This is a genomic window from Kibdelosporangium aridum (assembly GCF_900176515.1).
In the GTDB taxonomy this organism is placed as follows: Bacteria; Actinomycetota; Actinomycetes; order Mycobacteriales; family Pseudonocardiaceae; genus Kibdelosporangium; species Kibdelosporangium aridum.
The window spans coordinates 301329-317620 of record NZ_FWXV01000009.1; the positions used below are offsets into that span (position 1 = coordinate 301329).

At 66.8% G+C, this 16292-nt stretch carries 14 protein-coding genes; 10 read left to right on the forward strand and 4 right to left on the reverse strand.

All coding sequences use genetic code 11. From position 1 onward, the window contains the following. Window positions 1-33 precede the first annotated feature (33 nt). From B9C43_RS39620 to B9C43_RS39635, 4 genes are read left to right on the forward strand one after another with little or no spacing between them, the layout of a single operon-like run. Window positions 34-1275, forward strand: a complete 1242-nt coding sequence (locus B9C43_RS39620) for a bifunctional glycosyltransferase family 2/GtrA family protein (protein ID WP_084432481.1) — start codon at window positions 34-36, stop codon at window positions 1273-1275. Further along, window positions 1272-3317, forward strand: a complete 2046-nt coding sequence (locus B9C43_RS39625; protein ID WP_160097016.1) for an ArnT family glycosyltransferase — start codon at window positions 1272-1274, stop codon at window positions 3315-3317. Before B9C43_RS39620 ends, B9C43_RS39625 begins: the two co-directional genes overlap by 4 nt. Window positions 3318-3368: 51 nt before the next feature. After that, entirely contained in the window at window positions 3369-4079 is a 711-nt protein-coding gene (locus B9C43_RS39630) for a response regulator transcription factor (protein ID WP_033391417.1), read from the forward strand. Continuing rightward, window positions 4079-5530: a sensor histidine kinase gene (locus B9C43_RS39635; protein ID WP_084432487.1), complete on the forward strand. Its 1452-nt coding sequence runs from the start codon at window positions 4079-4081 to the stop codon at window positions 5528-5530. The genes B9C43_RS39630 and B9C43_RS39635 overlap by 1 nt, the downstream gene beginning before the upstream one ends. Here the strand turns inward: B9C43_RS39635 and B9C43_RS39640 are convergent. From B9C43_RS39640 to B9C43_RS39655, 4 genes are read right to left on the reverse strand one after another with little or no spacing between them, the layout of a single operon-like run. After that, a complete protein-coding gene (locus B9C43_RS39640; protein WP_084432490.1) occupies window positions 5505-6338 on the reverse strand; it encodes a hypothetical protein in 834 nt (277 codons plus the stop codon). The two genes, B9C43_RS39635 and B9C43_RS39640, sit on opposite strands and share 26 nt — an antisense overlap. A gap of 31 nt (window positions 6339-6369) precedes the next feature. Next, window positions 6370-7875: an aldehyde dehydrogenase (NADP(+)) gene (locus tag B9C43_RS39645; RefSeq protein WP_235039115.1), complete on the reverse strand. Its 1506-nt coding sequence runs from the start codon at window positions 7873-7875 to the stop codon at window positions 6370-6372. Beyond that, the gene (locus B9C43_RS39650) at window positions 7872-8696 is read right to left on the reverse strand and encodes an NAD-dependent epimerase/dehydratase family protein (RefSeq protein ID WP_084432495.1); all 825 of its coding nucleotides are present in this window, start codon (window positions 8694-8696) and stop codon (window positions 7872-7874) included. The genes B9C43_RS39645 and B9C43_RS39650 overlap by 4 nt, the downstream gene beginning before the upstream one ends. Window positions 8697-8747: 51 nt before the next feature. Next, entirely contained in the window at window positions 8748-9548 is an 801-nt protein-coding gene (locus B9C43_RS39655) for an IclR family transcriptional regulator (protein WP_051794092.1), read from the reverse strand. A 208-nt stretch (window positions 9549-9756) separates the two neighbouring features. On the opposite strand from B9C43_RS39655, the gene B9C43_RS39660 reads away from it, so the two are divergent. Genes B9C43_RS39660 through B9C43_RS39685 form a run of 6 tightly spaced genes read left to right on the forward strand, consistent with a single transcriptional unit; the run spans window position 9757 to window position 16257 of the window. Further along, window positions 9757-11061: a sugar ABC transporter substrate-binding protein gene (locus B9C43_RS39660; protein WP_160097018.1), complete on the forward strand. Its 1305-nt coding sequence runs from the start codon at window positions 9757-9759 to the stop codon at window positions 11059-11061. Then, window positions 11058-12014: a carbohydrate ABC transporter permease gene (locus B9C43_RS39665; protein ID WP_200825903.1), complete on the forward strand. Its 957-nt coding sequence runs from the start codon at window positions 11058-11060 to the stop codon at window positions 12012-12014. The genes B9C43_RS39660 and B9C43_RS39665 overlap by 4 nt, the downstream gene beginning before the upstream one ends. After that, window positions 12011-12916: a carbohydrate ABC transporter permease gene (locus tag B9C43_RS39670; RefSeq protein ID WP_084432501.1), complete on the forward strand. Its 906-nt coding sequence runs from the start codon at window positions 12011-12013 to the stop codon at window positions 12914-12916. The genes B9C43_RS39665 and B9C43_RS39670 overlap by 4 nt, the downstream gene beginning before the upstream one ends. Before the next feature lie 24 nt (window positions 12917-12940). Then, a complete protein-coding gene (locus B9C43_RS39675) occupies window positions 12941-13846 on the forward strand; it encodes a 5-dehydro-4-deoxyglucarate dehydratase (protein WP_084432504.1) in 906 nt (301 codons plus the stop codon). A 3-nt stretch (window positions 13847-13849) separates the two neighbouring features. Then, complete coding sequence (locus B9C43_RS39680; RefSeq protein ID WP_084432507.1) at window positions 13850-15124, forward strand: glucarate dehydratase family protein; 1275 nt, start codon at window positions 13850-13852, stop codon at window positions 15122-15124. Between the two features lie 11 nt (window positions 15125-15135). Next, window positions 15136-16257, forward strand: a complete 1122-nt coding sequence (locus tag B9C43_RS39685; RefSeq protein WP_200825904.1) for a hypothetical protein — start codon at window positions 15136-15138, stop codon at window positions 16255-16257. Window positions 16258-16292: the final 35 nt, after the last annotated feature.

Sequence of the window (16292 nt, forward strand, 5' to 3'; positions counted from 1 at the left end):
GTGCTCGCGGTTACACCCGGCATACCTGATGGCATGACCGGCACCCAAGCCTCCCCCAGGCCCCCAGGGGGTCCTGCGGCGACGAAGACCGTCACGGTCGACGTGGTCGTCCCCGTGTACAACGAGGAACGCGCGCTGCGTGGCTGCGTCGAGGTCCTGAAGACCTACTTGGCCGAGCGGTTTCCGTTCGAGTGGACGATCACCATCGTCGACAACGCCAGCACCGACGGCACGCTGCCGATCGCCACCGAGCTGGCGGAAGCCGACGACCACGTTCGTGTGCTGCACCTCGACGAGAAGGGGCGAGGCCGGGCATTACGCACCGCGTGGCAATTCAGCGACGCCGACGTCGTCGCGTACATGGACGTCGACCTGTCCACTGGGCTGGATGCCTTGCTGCCGTTGGTCGCACCGCTGGCCAACGGTCACTCCGACATCTCGATCGGCTCGCGCCTCGCGCCGGGAGCCAGAACCGTCCGAGGGCCCAAACGTGAGCTGATTTCCCGCTGCTACAACGCACTCATCAGACTCAGCCACGGCGCGAAGTTCTCCGACGCGCAGTGTGGCTTCAAGGCCGCGCGCACGGACGTGATCCGTCCGCTGCTGGACCACGTCCGGGACGACAACTGGTTCTTCGACACCGAGTTGCTGCTTCTGGCCGAGCACAACGGATTGCGTGTGCACGAAGTCCCGGTCGACTGGGTGGAGGACGTCGACACCCGCGTGAAGATCGGATCGACAGCGCTGGAGGATATCCGCGGGCTGATCCGGGTCGCCCGCGCCAAGGCAGGTGGGACCGCACGTGTGCGGGATCTGCCGCAGCGTCCGGAGCCCAGTCCGGCGCATCCGGACGCCGTCGTGTCCAGAAGGGACACCGGTCTGGTCTGGCAGCTGTTGTCATTCGGCGCCATCGGCGCGGTGTCCACGGCGGTCACACTCGTGTTGTACGCGATGTTCAGGTCGGTGATGAACCCGTTGGCCGCCAACCTGGTGGCGCTGATCGTGACGACGATGTTCAACACCGAGGCGAACCGCCGGTTCACGTTCCTCGGCGCGCGCGGGTCGTCGAGCCGGGTGCATTTCCAAGGCCTGATCATCTTCGGGCTGTACTACGCGTTCACGTCGGCCGCGTTGCTCGTGCTGCATTCCACTGTGGCCGAACCGAGCCGGATTCTTGAGCTCACCGTGCTGCTCGGCGCGTCGCTGCTGGGCACGGTCGGCCGGTTCGTGCTGCTGCGCGGATGGGTTTTCAAACAGGGAAAGGGAAAAATATGACCGCCGCTGCTGTCAGGCACGCGGACGACACGGACGTGACGATCACCGAGCGACGAACGTCGACATGGCATCGTTATGCCCTCGCGGGGATCCTCTTCGTGGGTGCCGTTCTGTACGCGTCCGTGCTGTGGAGCGGAAGCTGGGGCAACACCTACTACACGGCCGCGATCAAGTCGATGTCGTTGAACTTCACCAACTTCGTCTTCGGGTCGGTCGACCCGGCCGGAGTGGTCACAGTGGACAAACCGCCGCTGGCTTTGTGGCCGCAGGTGATCTCGGTGTGGATCTTCGGCTATCACGGCTGGTCGGTGCTGCTGCCCCAAGTGATCGCGGGCGTCGCGGCGATCTTCCTGCTGCACCGGACAGTCCGGCTGTGGGCGGGGGAGAACGCCGCCCTGGTCGCCGCGTTGATCTTCGCCTTGACGCCGATCACCGTGGTCACCAACCGGACCAACAACACCGACACCATGCTCGTGCTGATGCTCGTCGCCGCGGCATACGCGTTCACCCGTGCGATGAAAGCAGTCGAGCCGCGCACGAGGACGAAGTGGTTGTGGTTCGCGGCTTTCCTGATCGGCTGTGGGTTCCTGGCCAAGATGCTCGCCGCGTGGATCGTCGTTCCGGCGTTCATCGCCGCCTATCTCGCGGGAAGCAAAGCCGGTTGGCGTCGCAAGGTCTTCGACATTGTCGGTGCGGCAGTGGTTCTGTTGGTCAGTTCACTGTGGTGGGTGGCCCTTGTGGACCTGTGGCCGGGGCAGAAGCCGTACATCGGTGGCAGTACTGACGGCACAGCACTGGACCTGGTGCTCGGCTACAACGGACTCGGCCGAGTGTTCGGTGGTGAAGGGCCAGGCGGCGGTGGCGGTGGAAGAGTCGTTGTCGGCGGCGGCGGTGGGCCTGGTGCTGCCAATGCCGCGTTCGGCGGTGAGGCCGGTCCTGGCCGGATGTTCGGCGAGGCGGTCGGTGGTCAGATCAGCTGGCTGCTGCCGCTGGCCCTCATCGCGCTCGTCGCGGCCGCGGTGTTTGGGTTCCGCCGGTTCCGCAGGTTCGCTCCCGCGGACACCGCTCAGCGTGCCGGTTGGACGCTGTGGGGCGGTTGGCTGATCGTCAACGCCCTGGTGTTCTCCTTGCAGGAAGGCATCTTCCACCCGTACTACACGACTGTGATGGCGCCCGCGATCGGTGCACTGGTCGGCGTGGGATCGGTGTGGACGGTCAAGATGTACCGGGAGCCCAAGGGGCTCAGCTGGCTGGTGCTCCCCGCCAGCGTCGCGGTCACGGCCGCGTGGGCCTGGGTACTGATCTCACGGGACACGGCATGGAACGGCTGGCTCAGGTGGGCAGTTCTCGGTGTCGCGGTGGTCGCGATCCTGGTTCTGGTGCTGCGTAAGGCCAAACGAGTGGCCATTGTGCTCGGTGCGGTTGCTGTCTTGCTCGCTCCGAGTGTGTGGTCGGGCGCCGGAGCGTTCGCGTCCACCGGCAACCCTGGGATTCCCATGGCTGGACCGGCAGCGAACAACGCCGGTGGCTTCATGCTGCGGCTGCCGCCTGGCGTGACGACCCCGCCGCCCGGCATGGTGCCGCCGCAAGGCGGTGGCGGCCCAGGTGGTCCTGGTGGACGGGCGACCGGCACGCTCACCGCGGACCAGCAGAAGATCGTGGACTACGCCAAGGCGAACTCGGGCGGCACCGAGTACCTCATGGCCATCGAGGGCGGGGCACAGGCCGCCGCGCCGTACATCATGGCCACCGACGAGAACATCGTCAGTATGGGCGGCTTCAGCGGCCGCGACCCGGCACCGACCGCGGAGCAGCTCGCCGCGTGGGTCAAGGAGGGCAAGCTAAAGTTCGTCCTCGTCGGTGCCCGAGGCGGTGGTGGCCGCCCGGCTGCCGGCGGCGGAACCGGTGGCAGTGCGGGTGGTAATGCTGGTGGTGGCGGGATGTTCGGCCAGCCGTCGGCGACGTCCACATGGGTCCAGGACAACTGCAAGCCAGTGCTCACCGTGGGCAGCCAGCAGCTTTATGAGTGCACCGGCGGATGACTCACAGAATGTTCCCAGGTTGTTCCCAGGTTCGTCGTTGACGCTGGTCAGGTGGACTCCCAGCAGGCGACCGTGCTCGTGGTCGACGACGAACCGAACATCCTGGAGCTGCTGTCGGCCGCGCTTCGGCTCAGCGGGTTCGTCGTACACGCGGCGGACTGCGGGGCCGAAGCGCTGGCCGCGGCCCGGCGGGTGCGGCCGGACATCGTGGTGCTCGACGTGATGCTGCCCGACACCGACGGCTTCACCCTCGCCCGCAACCTGCGCACGGTGCAGGACCGTCTGCCCGTCCTCTTCCTGACCGCACGTGACGCGCTGGCGGACCGGATCGCGGGCCTGACCGCGGGCGGCGACGACTACGTGACCAAACCCTTCAGCCTGGAGGAAGTGGTCCTGCGCCTGCGCGCGATCCTGCGTCGTACCAACGGAGGCACCGAGATGCCACGCGACGACGGCACATTCCGCTACGCCGACCTGATCCTGGACGAGGACGCCCACGAGGTCTACCGCGCGGGCAAGCTCGTACAGCTCTCGCCGACGGAGTTCAACCTGCTGCGGTACCTGATGGTCAACGCGGAGCGGGTGGTCAGCAAACCCCAGATCCTCGACCGGGTCTGGAACTACGACTTCGGCGGCGACGGAAGGATCGTCGAGTCCTACATCAGCTACCTGCGCCGCAAGATCGACTCAGTGCAGCCTGCCCTGATCCACACCATCCGCGGCGTCGGCTACTCGTTGAGACTGCCACGGGACGAGCGCTGATGGCCTGGGGACGGCCCTGGACGCTGCGGATGCGACTGGTCGTGGCGATGCTCTTGCTCACGACGGTCGCACTCGGCGTGATCGGTGTGTCCAGTGTGGTGCTGATCAGGGAATCGATGATCGCCAGAATGGACGATCAGCTCAAGGAGCTGGCCAAGCGGCGCCCGCCACGACTCCTGCCACCCCCGTCTGGCGATGAAGCGCCGCCCCGGCGCAACTCCGAAGGCCTGCCGACCGAGTTCACGGTTTTGATCTTCAGCCCCAACGGGATGCTGGAGGCCGGCAATCCCAACGTCGGCCCGGCGCTGCCGGTCAGCAGTCCCGCAGCGCTCGCGCCGATCCTCGACCGCCCGTTCATCGCCGAGGACAAGCAAGGCGGCTCGCCGTGGCGGGTGCTGATCACGCATCGGCAGACCCCCGATGGCCTGGCCACCATCATGGTGGCGCAGTCGCTGGAGACCACGGAGGCGACGGTGACCAGGCTGATCTGGATCGAGGTCGGTGTCGGGGTCGCGCTGCTGATCGCCATCGGCGGCGTGGGGTTTTTGCTGGTACGCCTGGGCTTGCGGCCACTGACCAAGATCGAGGGAACCGCGGGGCACATCGCGGGCGGTGACCTCGACCGCAGGCTGGAGTCCGACTCGCGGACCGAAGTCGGCAGGCTCGGCGGCGCACTGAACACCATGGTCGGCAGGCTCTCTTCGGCGCTGCGCCAACGTGAACAGTCCGAGACGCGGCTGCGGCGGTTCGTCGCGGACGCCTCCCACGAGCTGCGCACCCCGCTGACGTCGATCCGTGGCTTCGCGGAACTGCATCGGCGCGGCGGAGCGCCCGAACGGGCCGATGTGGACAGGTTGATGAGCCGCATCGAGGGCGAGGCCATCCGGATGGGCCTGCTGGTCGAGGACCTGCTGATGCTGGCCCGGCTGGACCAGGAACGCGCGCTGGACCTGACCGAGCTGGACATCCGGACTCTGGTGGAGGACGCCGTGCACGATGCCAGGGCCCGTGACCCGGAGCGCGAGTTGATCGTGGAGTGCGCGCGCAAGCCCATCCGCGTGACAGCGGACGAGCACCGGATGCGTCAGGTCATCACGAACTTGATCAGCAACGCGATGACCCACACACCCCAGGACGCCGCGATCCGGGTTCGCGTCGGCCTGCCGGCCAACCGCAAGCAACCACCCGTCGCCATAGCCGGCGCTCTGGAGCACTACGGCCGGGTGGTGCTCGAGGTCGTCGACGAAGGGCCTGGAATTCCCCTCGAGGCCGCGCCGAACATCTTCGACCGGTTCTATCGCGTGGACGCGGCCCGGTCGCGCACACGCGGCGGAACCGGGCTCGGCCTGGCGATCACAGCGGCCATCCTGGAGTCCCACGGCGGCCGGGTCGAACTGCGAACCGCGCCGGGGGAGGGCGCCCGGTTCACGGTGCTGATGCCGTTGCCGTGAACCGAGCGGCCGCGATGGGCCGCTGTGCGACGGTGTAAGTCCCGGTTGAGGACGTGTTGACGCTCCACCGGTACCGCGTGAACGCCCCAGTGGAATCGGAGACGTAGAACATCATGTGCCCGAACCCGACGCCCTCACGGTCGTTCACGCCGTCGATGAGCCGGATGTCCGGGTACGCGTGATAGTTCCCGACGCCAAGAACCCCATGCGGATCCGACGTGCAGTCGATGACCTCGACCGCGTACTGGGTCTCCCCGGGGAAGTTCAGCGAAGAGCTGGGCGCGACATAGGTTCCCTTGATCCGCCGGACCATGACGATGTGCCCGGTCTGCGTGGGTTGCCCGTTGTTGTTGTCGATCGCGATGAAGTCCCCGGCGCGCAAGTCGGCCAGCCGGGGGATGGAGAGCCACCCGGAGACGCCGCGAGCGAAGCCCTGGCGGTACTGCCGGGCATTGGGGCTGCGTGACCCGAACTCGGCCTCGAAGTGCTCGGGAGTGGCCGACGGATAGGTCCGGCGCAACAGACCGGTCAGGAACGACGCGCACTGCGACTGGTTGAACCACGTCGAGGGCTGCCCGGGTGTGCCCCACGTGAGCACGTTCGGCGTCCCGTCGTCCTTGTAGTTGTTGTTCTCCCGCGGGCAGGACGGCAGGTTCAGGTACTGCGCGAACGTCTCCGCCTCGATCACGTGCGGGACCGTGGGCAGGTAAGGGTCCGCGGGCAAGGCGGCCGCGGAAGCCGGGACACTGCTCGACGCGGCGAACACCGCACCCGCGCCGAGCAGGACCCGTCTGGATAAGGACGTCATATTCCCAAGTTAGAGGCTCCGGCGGAGCCTGTTAATGCTTGGCGAGCACTCCGTCCCGGCGTCGGGTGATGCCGAGCGGGTTGGCGTCCTGCAGCTCCGGCGGGAGCAGCTCGTCCGGCCACGTCTGGTACGTCACCGGCGAGAGCCAGCGGTAGATGCCGGGCACGCCGATCGAGGTGTGGATCGCGTTGGTCGTCGCGGGCCACGGACCGCCGTGCTGCATCGCCCACGCCAGCGCGATACCCGTCGGCCAGCCGTTGTAGATCAGCCGTCCCGCGATCTTGTGCAGTTCGGCAGCCACGGCCGCGGCTTCCTTGTTCTCCGACGGCGACGCGTGGACCGTGCCGGTCAACGTGCCGGGCAGCTTGGCCAGCACTGGCAGCACGTCCGCGACGTCCGAGTACGTCACGATGATTCCCGAAGGCCCGAAGTTCTCCTCGGTCAGCTTCTCCAGGTTCGCCACGAACGTCTCCAGTGGCACGGAGAACAGCGCGGGCTTGCCCGCCCATGCCTCGTCCGGCGCGTTGCCGGTCGCCACCAGCGCGACCAAGTCGCTGTTGGACAACGCTTCCACGTGCGAGCGGTACGAGTCGCACATCCGCTCGTTGAGCATCGCGCCGCCGTTCGAACCGGCGACGGCCTTACCCAGTTCGTCCACAATGGACGAAGGGGCGAACACCAGTCCCGGGTTGGTGCAGAACTGGCCGACGCCCATGGTCACCGACTGCGCGAAGCCCGCCGCGATCTCCTCGGGCCGCTCGGCAGCCGCGCCGGGCAGGATCACCGTCGGGTTCACGCTGCCCAGCTCGCCGTAGAACGGGATCGGGTCCGGCCGGGAGTTCGCCAGGTCGTACAGCGCCCGCCCGCCGCCGATCGAGCCGGTGAAGCCCGCGGCCTTGACCAGCGGGTGCTGCACCAGGCGGACACCGGACTGAGTGCCGTAGATGACCGAGAACAGACCCTCCGGTGCGCCACCTTCAGCCAGCGCTGCCGTGACAACGCGAGCGGTCTCCCGCGTGGTGTTCGGGTGCGCGGAGTGGCCCTTCACGACCACCGCGCAACCAGCCGCGAGGGCCGAGGCGGTGTCGGAACCCACTGTGGACAGGGCGAACGGGAAGTTGCTCGCCGAGTACACCGCGATCACGCCGATCGGGCGCAACACGCGCCGCACGTCCGGCCGCGGCGGGATGATGTCCATGTTCGGCGAGTCGATCATCGCTTCGACGTAGCTGCCTTCGCGCAGAACGTCCGCGAACATCCGCAGCTGGTTGGTCGTGCGCTTCAGCTCGGTGGTCAACCGGGGCACGCCCAGCGCGGTCTCCGAGTCGCAGACGCTGATCAAGTTCTCGGAGTTCTCGTCCAGCCGGTCGGCCACCAGGTCGAGCACCCTCGCCCGATCCTGCGCACTCCAGCCCGACCACACCTCGAATGCCGAGTGCGCGGCCTCGCAGAGCCGGTCCACCTCGGTGTCCGAAGTGGCCTCGAGCGGGTCGCCGAACGGCTCACCCGTCCTCGGGTTGTAGCCCTGCACACTCACCGTCCTGCCTCCTTCACAGCTGTGTTGAAGTCCGGGCCGCACCATGCGCCGCCCAGGTAGCGCGCGGCGTACGAGTCCGGGTCGAGTTCGCCGTGCCGCGCGAGCACTTCCTCGGCGTACGCCTCGGAGTCGTCCTGCGACTCGAAGCCGAGCTTGCGGGCCTCATCCAGGGAGAACCACCGGCGGGTGTTGTCCGAGACGCCCCAGACGATCCGGAAGCCCGGCTCCGGCGTGGCCAGGCACGCTTCCAGCAGCCGGGCGCAGTCGGCGGGCGACAGCCACGTCGAGAGCATCCGGACGTCCTTGGGCTTCTCGAAGCACGATCCGATCCGGACGCAGATCACGTCCATGCCGTACCGGTCGACGTACATGCTGCCCAACGCCTCGACCGCGACCTTGCTGACGCCGTAGTTGGTGTCCGGGCGGGGGAATTCGTAGTCACCCGCTTCGCCGTCGGCCTTCTTGACGTAGCCGACGGCGTGGTTGGAGCTGGCCAGCACGACGCGCTTGACGCCCTGCCTGCGCGCGGCTTCCAGGACCACGTAGGTGCCGTTGATGTTGACGTCCAGGATCTTGGACCAGACCTGTTCGAGGCTGTGCCCGCCGAGATGGATCACCGCGTCCACGCCCGCGCAGGACTTCTCCATCGCGTCCATGTCGGTGATGGACGCCTGGATGATCTCGGTTTGCTCGCCGTCGGCCGCGGCGGGCAGCTCCGCGATGTCCAGCAGCCGCAGTATCCGATCGTCGGCGGCAAGCCGAGGGCGCATCAACGTCCCGACTCCGCCTGCCGCACCGGTGATCAGGATGCGTTGGGTCACGTTCTTCTTTCCCTTTCGGTTCAAGCGGCGCCTAGGAATCCAGCACAGGGGTCAGCGACCGAACTGGCGAAGCAGCTCGGTGATCGTCTTCGCACCTTCGAGCAGCGCGGTGACTACTTGGTTCTCGTGGTCGGTGTCCAGCCTGCCCAGCGGCACCGAGCAGCTGATCGCGTCGATCACCGGGTTGCGGTACGGCAGCGCGACGGCGAAACAGCCGAGTCCGGGCGTGTTCTCCTCGCGCTCGTGCGCGTACCCGGCCACCCGGAACTTGGCCAGCTGCTCGTGCAGTGCGGCCTTGTCGACCACAGTGTTCGCCGTCAACGGGCTCAGTTTCTCTGGCAAAATGGAGTCGACTTCCGCCGCCGGACGTTCGGCCAACAGTGCCTTGCCGAGGGAGGTGGAGTGCGCGGGCAGCCGCCGGCCCACCCGGGACACCACGCGCAGGTGGTGCTCCGACTCCCGGCTGGCCAGGTAGACGACGTCGGCGCCGTCCAGCCGAGCCAGGTGGACTGTTTCGTTGACCTCGCGGCGCACGTGTTCCATCACCCGGATGGCCACCTGTACGACCGGATCGTGGTCCAAATAGGACGTACCGACGAGCAGGGCGCGCACGCCGATGCCGTACGTCCCGCTGGCGGGCTCCACTTCCACCCAGCCGCGTGCGACCAACGTCTGCAACAACATGTAGAGGCTGGACTTCGGATAGCTCAGCTCATGGTGCAGCTCAGTCAGCGTCAGCCTGCGCTCAGAGGACGCAAGCGCCTCAAGCAGTTCGACGGTCCGGTCGGCCGACTTCACGGCGGCCGGGCGGGTGGGCTGGCTTGCCGTTTCTCGGGCTGGTTCGACCGCCACTTGGGTCCTCCTTTGGCAACAACCCCGTCACGCGTCCTTGACAGTAGTCGTGCTCGATTCTTACAGTCCCGGTCGCGGGTTCACAAGTACGACCGAACTTCGCATATGTGAAAAGAAGCGCCCCTCAGCAGGTCGGAGTGGTCCAATGCCGGACACCGCAGTCTCGCGCTCGTCTCTCAGATCGTCTGTCACGTCACGTGGTCTCAAGGTGACCGCGGCCGCCACAGCTTTCGCTGCGGTGTTGACCGGGTGTGGCACATCAACATCTCCTTCCGCCCCGCAAGGCGATCCGAACGCACCGCTTGAGGTCTGGACTCGCAGCCAGGAGTCGGCTGCAAAGGTTTACACGAGGATATTCGACGAGTTCACCAAGAAGACCGGCCAGAAGGTGGAGTACAAGGCCGTCTTCAACGATTTCGACAAGCAGATCCAGCAGCGGGCCGCCAACAAGGACCTGCCGGACCTGGTCATCACCGACACCGGCTCGCTCGGTGTCTTCACCCAGCAGGGCCTGGTCGGCGAGGTCGACCGCAATTCGATCGCCGGCTCCGCCGACGTCAGCGAGCGGGCGTGGGGCAACGCCAAGACCGCGGACGGCAAGTTCCACGCGGTGCCGTGGTCAACGCAGGCGAACGTGACGCTGGTGCGCAAGGACTGGCGCGAGAAGCTGGGCAAGCCCGTGCCGACCACGCACGAGGAGCTGCTCGACCTGGCCAAGGCCTTCACCACGCAGGACCCGGACGGCAACGGCCAGGCCGACACCTACGGCATCCTCGCCCCGGCGACCACCGACCGCGGCTACACGCTGTGGTGGGCGTCGAACTTCCTCTGGCAGGGCGGCGGCGACGTGCTGAAGGACAACGGCGGCGGCAAGTTCGCGGTGGCCATCGACTCGCCGGAGAGCCAGAAGTCGGTCGAGTGGATCCGCGGCCTGTTCTGCGACAGCAAGGTGATGAACCCGAACGCGCTGACGCTGACCACCAACGACGCGCACCCGCTGTTCGAGACCGGCAAGGTCGGCGTCTACACGACCGGCCCGTACATGTTCAACCGGTTCGACAAGAACCTCGGCAAGGACAAGTACGAGGTCATCCCCTCGCCGAAGGGACCGGGTGGCGACACCGTGCTCGGTGAGGGCGAGGACATGTACATCATGGCCGGCTCGCCCAACCCCGCGGGCCAGAAGAAGCTGGTCGAGTTCATGCTCACGCCGGAAGCGCAGCAGATGGGCATGAAGGTGCAGTCCGGTGAGACCCCGGTGGTCCGCTTGCCGGTGAACAAGAACGTCGACGTCAAGACCGTGCTCAACGACCCGCGCTGGGACACCACCAAGCAGGTCTACGAGTCGGCCGGTCGCCCGTTCCCCGCGGTGCCGAACTTCCAGCCGTTCCGGCAGAAGACCTCGGAGTCGCTGAACAAGATCTTCACGTGCACCACGGACACCAAGGCCGAGCTGACCAAGCTCGCCGGTGAGCTGAACAAGGAACTGTCGACGCAAGGCATCAAGCAGTGACGGTTGCGCACGAAGCGACCGCTGCCCCGGGCGAGACCAAGCCCGCCCGGGGCAGCGGTGTCACCGCGCGTCCGCCCAAGCGGAACAGGTCATGGCGGTCGTTGATCCCGTGGCTGTTCCTGGCGCCCGCGCTGCTGTTGTTCCTCTACTTCAAGTTCATCCCGATGGCCGAGGGCATCCGGCTGAGCCTGTACAAGGTCCAGCCGTTCCTCGGCGACATCTTCATCGGGATGGACAACTACACGTCCGTCCTTGAGGACACCGCGTTCCAGGAAGCCGCGTCCCATACGGTGATCCTGGCGTTCGGCCAGACGTTCGGCGCGATGCTCGTCGGCTTCTTCCTCGCACTGTTGCTCGAGGGGCAGGCCAAATCGCTGTGGTTCGTGCGCTCCGCGGTGTTCCTGCCGGTGGTGGCCGCGACCGCGGTCGTCGGTGAGATCTGGCGGGTGCTGTACTTCCCCGACCCCAACGGGTTCCTCAACGAGGTGCTTTCCTGGGTCGGTGCCGGTCCGTCGACCTTCCTCGACCACCCGGACACCGCGCTGACGTCGGTGATGATGGTCGGGATCTGGAAGCACGCGCCGTACGACATGGTCTTGATCCTCGCCGGTCTGGCCGGGATCGACCGGGAGCAGTACGAAGCCGCGGCGATCGACGGCACCAACGTCTTCCAACGCCTGTGGTACGTCACCCTGCCCGCGTTGCGGCCGGTGATCACGATTCTGCTGACGCTGGCGGCCATCCGCGGTCTGCGGGTGTTCACCGAGGTGTACGTGCTGACCGGCGGTGGTCCCGCCGGAGCGACATCCGTGTGGATGACAACGGTGTTCTCGCGAGGCTTTGAGAAGAACGACATCGGTGTGGCATCGGCAGCGTCCGTCATGCTGTTCCTGGTGACGTTCTTGCTCACGGTGGTTGTGCAGGTGTGGCGGCGAGCGAGGGAGAACCGATGAGTACTCGGGTCGAAACCCGGCGCAGGCCTGGGGTCTCCTCGCGGCTGGACACCGCGCTTGGCTGGTCAACCGCGCGCAACGCCTACGTCAGCAGGGGTATCCGGATCCTGCTGTGCACGCTGGCCGTGCTGATCTTCACCGGACCGTTGATCACGGTGTTCTCCGGTGCGTTCGACGTCAACCGGGATCCGACGCAGCTGTCGATCCTGCCGAACAACCCGACACTGCAGAACTACGAGGAAGCCGGCGCCAAGAACATCTGGGGCTACTTCGCCAACTCGTTGTTCATCGCGGGCGGCGCGTTGCTGCTGCAGCTGCTCGTCAGTGTGTTCGCCGCGTATGCCATGGCGCGCAAGAAGTTCCGTGGCCAGGCGATCATCCTGCTGCTGATCCTGACGACGATGATGCTGCCCGAGGAGGTCATCGCGATCCCGCTGTCGCTGGTGATCGGTGACCTGCCGGTGTTCGAGCTGAACCTCAGGGGGACCCTGCTCGGGGTCATCCTTCCCCTGGGTGCCTGGGGGTTCTCCATCTTCGTGATGACGGAGTTCATGAAGGAGATCCCGGTCGAGCTGGAGGAGGCGGCCAGGGTGGACGGCGCCGGTGAGCTGCGGGTCTTCGCGCAGATCATCCTGCCGCTCTGCCGGCCGGCGCTCGCCGTGATCGCGGTGTTCGGTTTCAACATGATCTGGGACCAGTACCTGCTGCCCCGGATCGTGGCCAATGACCCCGCCGACTACACGCTGACCGTCGCTTTGGCGGACTTGCGGTCGGATATCGAGGTGGGGCCGGGCATCGTGCTGGCAGGCGCGCTGCTTGCGCTGGTACCCAGCCTGATTGTGTACCTGTCGCTGCAGAAGTCGTTCCTGCGTGGGATAACCACAGGTGCGGTCAAGGGTTGATCGCCGGTCGAGATTGAGGTCAGTATGCAACTGGATGGAGTGCTGTTCTTCCCGGTGACGCCCTTCGATGCCGCTGGGGGAGTCGCCGTGGACGTGCTGGCCGAGCACGTCAAGCACGGTGTCGCCGCCGGACCCGGCGGCGTCTTCGTGGCGTGTGGGACGGGCGAGTTCAACGCGTTGGACGTGGACGAGTTCGAGCAGGTCGTCAAGGTCGCGGTGGAGGCAACCGCGGGCCGCGTGCCTGTGTTCGCGGGCGCGGGTGGACCCGTGCCGCTCGCGAAAAGGTTTGCGGCGGCAGCGAAGTCCGCGGGCGCGGACGGTTTGCTGTTGCTGCCGCCCTACTTGGTTTCCTCGCCGCAGGCCGGTCTTGTCCGGTTTGTCGAGGAGGTGAGCCAGGCAAGCAACCTTCCTACGATCGTCTACCAACGTAACAATGCTGTGTTCACCCCGGAGTCGGCCGTACAGGTTGCTTGCCTGCCCAACGTCATCGGGTTGAAGGACGGCCTGGGTGACATCGACCAGATGCAGCGGATCGTGCTGGCCATCCGGTCGCAAGTGGACAAACCGTTCCAGTTCTTCAACGGGCTGCCCACCGCGGAGCTGACCGTGCCCGCGTACCGCGGCATCGGCGTGGATCTGTACTCCTCGGCGGTGTTCTGCTTCGCGCCGGACATCTCGTTGGGCTTCTACAACGCCGTGACTTCCGGCGACACCGCGAAGATCAACCGGCTGCTGACGGACTTCTACTGGCCGCTGGTCGAACTGCGTGACAAGGTGCCCGGCTACGCGGTGTCCCTGGTGAAGGCGGCGGTCACCAAGACCGGGCTGGACGTCGGCGGCGTCCGCCCGCCGCTGGTCGACCCGGCACCCGAGCACCTCGAGGAACTGGACCGGATCATCGCCGCCGGACGGGCCGCTTTGGAGGACTGACAGGTGAAAATCACTGAGATTGTCCTTACCCCAGTAGCGTTTCGTGATCCGCCACTGCTGAACTCGGCCGGTGTGCACGAGCCGTGGGCGCTGCGCACGATCGTCGAGATCCACACCGACGAAGGCATTTCCGGTGTCGGCGAGACCTACGGCGACATCGCGCACATCGAGCGCCTGCAACAGGTCATACCGTCGCTGATTGGGCTGGACGCGTTCGCGCTCGGCCCGATGCACCAGCGCGTCGCCGCTGCGTTGGAAGGTGTGACCGGCTTCGACACGCACGGACTGACCGGGAAGTTCTCCGCTCCGGGCACGATCGACCGGGTGTACTCGCCGTTCGAGGTCGCTTGCCTTGACATCCAAGGCAAAGCGATCGGCCGTCCAGTGGTCGACCTGCTTGGTGGCGCGGTGCGGACCGAGATTCCGTACAGCGCCTACCTGTTCTACAAGTGGGCCGGGCACCCCACGTCGAAGCTGGGGGATGAGCAGCCGGACCAGTGGGGTGCGGCGCTCGACCCGGCCGGTGTGGTGGCACAGGCCAAGCAGCTGATCGACGAGTACGGGTTCAAGTCGATCAAGCTCAAGGGCGGGGTTTTCCCGCCAGAGCAAGAGATCGAGGCGATCAAGGCGCTGCGTGAGGCGTTCCCGGGGACACCGCTGCGGCTGGACCCGAACGCCGCGTGGACACCGGAGACCGGCATCAGAGTCGCTCAGGAACTGGACGGGATCGTCGAGTACCTGGAGGACCCATCGCCGGAGATCGAGGGCATGGCCGAGGTCGCCAAGGTCGCGCCAATGCCGTTGGCCACCAACATGTGCGTGGTCTCGTTCGAGCACCTCGCGCCCTCGGTGGCGCAGAACGCCGTCCAGGTCATCCTGTCCGACCACCACTACTGGGGTGGGCTGACCCGGTCGGCCAAGCTCGCGGCGATCTGCGAGACGTTCGGCATCGGCCTGTCGATGCACTCCAACTCGCACTTGGGGATCAGCCTCGCGGCGATGACACACCTGGCCGCGGCCACGCCGAACCTGACCTACGCGTGCGACACGCACTATCCGTGGAACGCGGCTGACGACGTGGTCAAACCGGGTGTGCTGTCCTTCAAGGACGGTTCACTGACCGTGCCGTCGGGTCCGGGCCTCGGCATCGAGCTGGACCGGGATGTGCTGGCGCGGCTGGCCGAGAACTACCGGACGTGCGGGATCCTCAAGCGCGACGACACGAGCTACATGCAGAAGTTCAACCCCGAATACGAGAAGAGGCGTCCGCGGTGGTGAACCCTTCTGGGGTGAAGAGCGTCGCTCACGTCTATCCCTGGGATGTCGTAGGCGATCCTGACGCGGCGGCGCGGTATGCCTCGCTGGGTGTGGACGCGGTCGCGCTGGCGGCCTCGTACCACACCGTGCGGGCCGCGACCCCGCTTCACCCGGAGCACCGGCTGATCGACGCCCGGCACGCGGCGTTCTACCTGCCGGTCCGCGAGGAAGCATGGCAGGGCAAGCGCTTGCGCCCGGCCGAGCCTTCGTGGGTGGCGGCGGACTCGTACCGCACCGCGCGTGACGCGCTGAAGGCCGCCGGGCTGCCGGTGTACGCGTGGACAGTGCTGACGCACTCCAGCCGCCTCGGCGATCTGCACCCGGACCTGACCGTGGTGAACGCTTTCGGCGACCGGTACCCGTACGCGCTGTGTCCGTCCAACCAGGACGTCGTGGAGTACTGCCAGACCCTGGTCGAGGAGATCATCGCGCTGGGCTCGCCGGACGGGATCATCCTCGAGGCGTGCGGCGCGCTCGGCTTCGTGCACGGCGGCCACCACGAGAAGACCGAGGGCTCCGACTGGGGCCCGATCCGGCAGAAGCTCGCTTCGGTGTGCTTCTGTGCCGGGTGTTCCGCCAAGTACCCGGACGCTTCCGCACTGCGCTCGCAGATCCGGGAGGCGATCGACGCGGGCGAGCCCGACGAGATGCCACTCGACTCGTCGATCGCCGAGATCCGTGCCTCAGTAGCCGGTGACCTGCGGAAACGTCTGGTGAACCGGATCAGGGAACTCGCGCCGGACATCCGCGTGATCGTGCACGCGAACTCCGATCCGTGGGCGACCGGCCCGTTCGCCACGGTCGCGCCCGAGCTGGGCGTCAACGTGGACGCGCTGGTGGCGATGGCCTGGCCGGGGCCCGCGGCGAGCGCACCGAACATCCAGGCACTGCGCAAGATCGCCCCGGACAGTCGGATCGCCGGGTACGTGCTGGCGCTGCCGCCCAAACCGATCGACGGGCAGGCGATGCTCGCCGAGATGCGGGCACTGGCCGAGGAAGGCGTCGAGGAATTCCACCTCTACCACGCCGGACTCGCCTCAGGCGCCAGGCTCGACGCTGTCCGTGAAGCTGTGAACGCGCTTCGTGCAACCTGACCCGTAGGTGGTTCCGTCCTTGGTGCATGAGACAC